Origin of the sequence: Xenococcus sp. PCC 7305 (genome assembly GCF_000332055.1) — a bacterium.
Taxonomy (GTDB): Bacteria; Cyanobacteriota; Cyanobacteriia; order Cyanobacteriales; family Xenococcaceae; genus Xenococcus.
This window is the reverse complement of the sequence record NZ_ALVZ01000030.1, coordinates 1-5060: the sequence shown is the minus strand read 5'-3', so window position 1 is coordinate 5060 and position 5060 is coordinate 1. Positions and strand designations below refer to the sequence as shown.

General features: G+C 38.6%; 3 protein-coding genes. 1 reads left to right on the top strand and 2 read right to left on the bottom strand.

The annotated features are described in order from the left end of the window. Positions 1–554: 554 nt before the first annotated feature. Entirely contained in the window at positions 555–1544 is a 990-nt protein-coding gene (gene msrP / locus XEN7305_RS00400) for a protein-methionine-sulfoxide reductase catalytic subunit MsrP (protein WP_006507311.1), read from the top strand. 98 nt (positions 1545–1642) lie between these two features. Here the strand turns inward: msrP and XEN7305_RS00395 are convergent, their stop codons facing one another. Beyond that, positions 1643–2689 (bottom strand): tetratricopeptide repeat protein, encoded by a 1047-nt coding sequence (locus tag XEN7305_RS00395; protein ID WP_006507310.1) that lies wholly within the window; start codon positions 2687–2689, stop codon positions 1643–1645. Positions 2690–2989: 300 nt separating this feature from the next. Further along, on the bottom strand, positions 2990–4981 hold the full coding sequence (dnaG, locus tag XEN7305_RS00390) for a DNA primase (RefSeq protein WP_006507309.1): 1992 nt from the start codon (positions 4979–4981) through the stop codon (positions 2990–2992). Positions 4982–5060: the final 79 nt, after the last annotated feature.

The following is a 5060-nucleotide window of genomic DNA, read 5'->3' as shown; positions in this document are numbered from 1 at the left end:
CCACTGGAGACAAAAATCATCTACGTCGCAAAAAATTGCTGTGATATCTAATCTTGATGTCATCATAAAATTAGCTGAGATTCTCTAATTCTGCTTATTATGAGTATACAATGTCAGCCTTTCTTTTCTCTCAAATTTTCGTCGAACTCACGTTTAAGAAGGATAATTAACGATAAGAGACACTAATTAGTACAGCGGTTGTGATCGCTATCAGCCCAACTTATAATTTGGGCAAGGCCACTAATTCATGGGGGTTAGGCGGTTTTAGGAGATCTTCCTGACGTTTGATCTTGTAGCAGCAATTTATCGATATCAGACAAGACTTGCCAATGTTGATTGTTGAATAACAAGAAATGCTTGTTTCAGGACAGCGATCGCGATGAGTCTTATGCTTTAGTGGCAGATAGTCTGAACACAGGAAAAGCAACAGTTTTAGAGTTCAAGCAATATACCCCTTAATTGATAGCTAGTATTCCCCATAGCTACTCAGTTAAATTTGTTAAAGAGAAATTAGGTCGAGAAACTCGATCGCCTGTCAAACTTACTCTTTATAAATGGTTTTAATTCGTCAAGCTCAGATCTGGGATATTGCTGAAAGTAAAGTTACTTCAGAGAAAAATTATTGGAATCGTCGTCGATTTCTCAAAACTTTAGCAGGAGCTGGGATGGCAGCTAGCATCGCACCTCTTACAGCTTGTAGTAACAGAAGCTCTAGTGCCAAAACTGCATTGGAGGCTACGTTAAACTTACCTGAGATCGATTCTTTTCGTAAAAATCCTGCTTTTGCCAATCTGCAAAGACCAATTACGGATAGGAAACTTGCGGGACAATATAATAATTTCTATGAGTTTGGTGGCACAAAAACTATTTGGATAGATGCCCAAAAACTGCCTACAGAAAATTGGCAAGTAGAAGTTACGGGACTAGTAAAAAATCCTCGTACTTACGATATCGATCAATTAAAAAAAGAATTTCCCCTTGAGCAGAGAATTTATCGTTTTCGTTGTGTAGAAGCTTGGTCAATGGTCTTACCCTGGATTGGCTTTCCGATGCAAAAATTGCTCGCCGCAGTTGAACCAAGTCCTAAGGCTAAATTTGTGCGTTTTACTTCTTTTTACGATCCTGAAATTACTAAAGGGCCAGGATTTCATATTGGTTCCTTGCCTTGGCCTTATACCGAAGGTCTACGAATAGAAGAGATGGCTAACGAGTTAGCTTTTTTTGCTGTTGGTATCTATGGTAGTGAGCTGCCGAAACAACATGGTGCCCCATTAAGAATGGTTATCCCTTGGAAATATGGGTTTAAGGGCGCAAAATCTATTGTCAAAATTGAATTTGTTGAGGAGCAACCTGCAACTTATTGGAATACGATCGACTCTAGAGAATATGATTTCGAGGCGAACGTCAATCCTAGCAAGCCTCATCCTCGTTGGTCACAAGCCACAGAAAAATTCATTAGTACAGGCCCTGGTTTATCTTGGGATATCAAGGAGACTCTTCCCTATAACGGTTATGGGGAATATGTGGCGAGTTTATATTCTTAGGTGAAGACAGAAGGCAGAAGGCAGAGGGCAGTCCCGTCAAGCGGGATAATAAAGGCAGAGGGCAGAAGGCTTAAGATCCCTTTCCTCTGTGTCTCAATTTAATTGTTAGGTTTCTCAATTTCTGGTGGGGCTAGTTTCGCCAACTCGTTTAGGACGTTTTGATGCTTATTCACTTCATTGGCTTCTTCATACAAGTTAGCTGCTATTTTGAAATCGGCAATTGCCTGATCTTGGTTTTCTAAATAGGAGTAGTAAAGTCCTCGCTGATAATAAGCTTTCGCATTTTGGGGATTGAGTTTTATAATTTTGTTGTAATCTGCGATCGCCTTATTATATTGCTTCAGATCATCATATATCTCGGCACGATTGTAATAACCCTCAGGATTATTAGGATTGAGACTAATTATCTGACCGTAGTCAGCGATCGCCTGATCATATTGCCCTAAGGAAATATAAAGCTGGGCTCTATTCTGATAGGCTTCTACATTCTGGGAGTTGGCTTTAATTACTTGACTATAATCTGCGATCGCCTGATCATATTGAGCTAAGCGTTGATAAGCTCTAGCTCGACTGTTATACACTCTCAGACGATTGGGATTCAGGCTAATGACTTGAGTATAATCTGCGATCGCCTTGTCGTATTCTTTCGCATTATAAAGAGCTAGTCCGCGATTGTAATAGGCTTGTTCATTCCCTAAATTAAGTCGAATTACCGTTGAATAATCTGCGATCGCATTTTCGTAATTACCCAAACTATAATAGGTAGTTGCTCTATCAAAATAGACTCTTTCTAAATCGGGATTAAAACGGACATATTCACTATCGGAAGTGGGTAAATATTCTGTTGTCCGACGAGAAATATTAGTCTCTCCATAATTAAGATAAAGATAGATTGCACTATTATAATCAGCTATGGCCTGGTCATAATTTTTCATTTGAGCATAAATATTTCCTCGGTTGTAATAGGCTTCAGCATTACGAGGGTATAAGCCAATTATTTCCGTATATTCTGTGATTTGAGCTTGGTTATTTTCTCGGTTATTATTATCAATTTTCTGTGCATAATTAGGTTGAGCAATAATAAGCAAAGATGCACTACTAATAATTAATTTAGTAACAACATTAGCAAATAAGTTGATTTTCATTTTAGATACCAAGAATATTTAACTGGCGTAAGTAATAAGTAATGAGTAATGAGTAATAAGTAATAATTATTGAGTTATTAGAGTCCTTTTTCCTTTATACTCTTAATCTTTATGGCCGACAACCTTAGAGATCACACTTAGTTTATCGTCCTTTTCTCTTACGTAAATTCAACATTGGCATCTAGTAATGAGAAAAATACTTGTCCAAAAGCAAAATAATTCACAACAATTACTCACTGTAAGTCTCTTGCCTAACCCCTAAAACCTAACCCCTAAAACCTAAAACCTAAAACCTAAAACCTAATAAAAAGAAAGACGATTCTTTTCCAACTCTTGAATACGAATTTTGGTATATTGAATTTCTTCATACAAATGTTGCAAGCGATCGCTGTCAGTTAGGGGATTAAGATTCTGTAATTGTTCGGTGCAATAATTTTGGTATTTAATACAATTAACCTGCTCCAGAGATGCGATCGCATTTTCAATTCTTGATGCCGCTCGGTAAATATCTTCTTGGCTCTTTTCATCAAGATGAAAGAAACTAGTGACAGCTTTCATTTCACTAGGAAAATCCGGAGTTTGATTATGTAACTGGTCGAGCAGAGGATTTTCATTAACTTCTGATGACTTATTGATTCGCGATTCTGCTTCAATGATTTCTTGCCACAAAAACCGATGCTGGGGCAAACTAAAAAGCAAATCTTTGTCCTCTAAGCGATCTGTGATTTCTTCACGATATTTAGGACAGTGAATATAAATTAGTAAAAGCAAAGATTCGGCCTGTAATAACAATTCCTCTTCAGGACTGGTAGCAATGCTAAAAGATATTTTTTCCTTGACTTGTTTTTTCTTATGAGAGTGAAAACTTCTATTTTTTCTTTGAGGAGATAATTGGTTTTGTAAGGTGGCTAGATTTTGAGGAACAATCCTCGATTCTCCTTGAGATAAAATCTCCGCACAATAATTGAGGTAATAATTTCTCTGGTTCGCATCTTGCAATAGATTAAGCAGCCTGACCATTTCGGTTGCCACTTGCTGCATTTCATTGGCTAGTTTAAGATTTTTGCCCTGAATCAAATTCGCTATTTGCCAATCTAGCCACAGAGGAGCATCTGCTGCTGATTGCTGATAAATTTGCGCGGCATCAGCTCGACTGTTGATAAATTCATCGGCATCTTTGCCATTGGGAAGAGTCAGGATTCTTAATTGGACTTGCCCTGAATAAACTAAATCTTTAATTTCTGCAATTGTCCTTTCGGTCGCTTTAATTCCTGCTGGGTCGCCATCAAAATTGAGAATAATTTGCTTAGAAGGTGTAAAACGCAATAATTGTTTGACTTGATAATGGGTAAAAGCAGTACCCAAGGATGCTACTACGTTAGTAATACCGGCAAGATGAAGCGCAATAACATCAAAATAGCCTTCTACTACAATGACTGTATCCTGCTGACTAATAGCTTTATAGGCTTTATCTAAAGCAAATAGAGTTTTACTTTTATCGAATAGAGGAGTTTCGGGAGAATTGAGATATTTAGGCCCTCTTGGTTGGCGTTCCTTAGCCGAGGAGACCTCGGCAGGGTCCAACCGCTTGTCATCTCCTAAAGTGCGACTGCCAAAACCGATCACTCTTCCTTTGGTATCGAGAATAGGAATAGTAACGCGATCGCGAAATACGTCATAGTAGCCATTACCGCCGCTGCGTTGTTTAATTAAACCAGCTTCCGCCACCAGATCAACCGGAAAGCGTTTTTGTTCTACTAGATAACGATAGAGAGTTTCCCAGCCCCCAGGTGCATAACCTAACTGGAATTGTGCGATCGCAGACTCACTTAACTGTCTCTCTTGTTGGAGATATTCTAAAGCAGGTTTTCCTGGAATTTGACGAAGGGCATGTTGGAAAAAATTGTTAGTTACTGCAAGGATGGAGTATAGTTGCTCTTTTAGTGTGAGTTGACGCTGGATTTCTTGTCTTTGCTCGGGTTCAACCGTCTCTACGGGAATTTGATAGCGCTGGGCCAAATCTAAAACTACTTCGACAAAAGACTGTTGACCAATCTCCATGAGAAATTTAATAGTGTTCCCACCAGCACCGCAACCAAAACAGTAATAAACTTGCTTTTCTTGACTAACACTAAAACTCGGAGATTTTTCGTTATGAAAAGGACATAACCCTGAATAATCTTTCCCCTTTTTTTTCAACACCACATAGTCGGAGATAACTTCAATAATGTCAGCTCCTTGTTGCACTAATTCAATAGTATCTGGATGAATACGAGGTAAATTATCACTCATTAAATTTAAGCTTTAGGGAGCGCACACTAAAATAGGGAATCGGGAATCGGGAATCGGGAATCGGGAATCGGGAATCGGG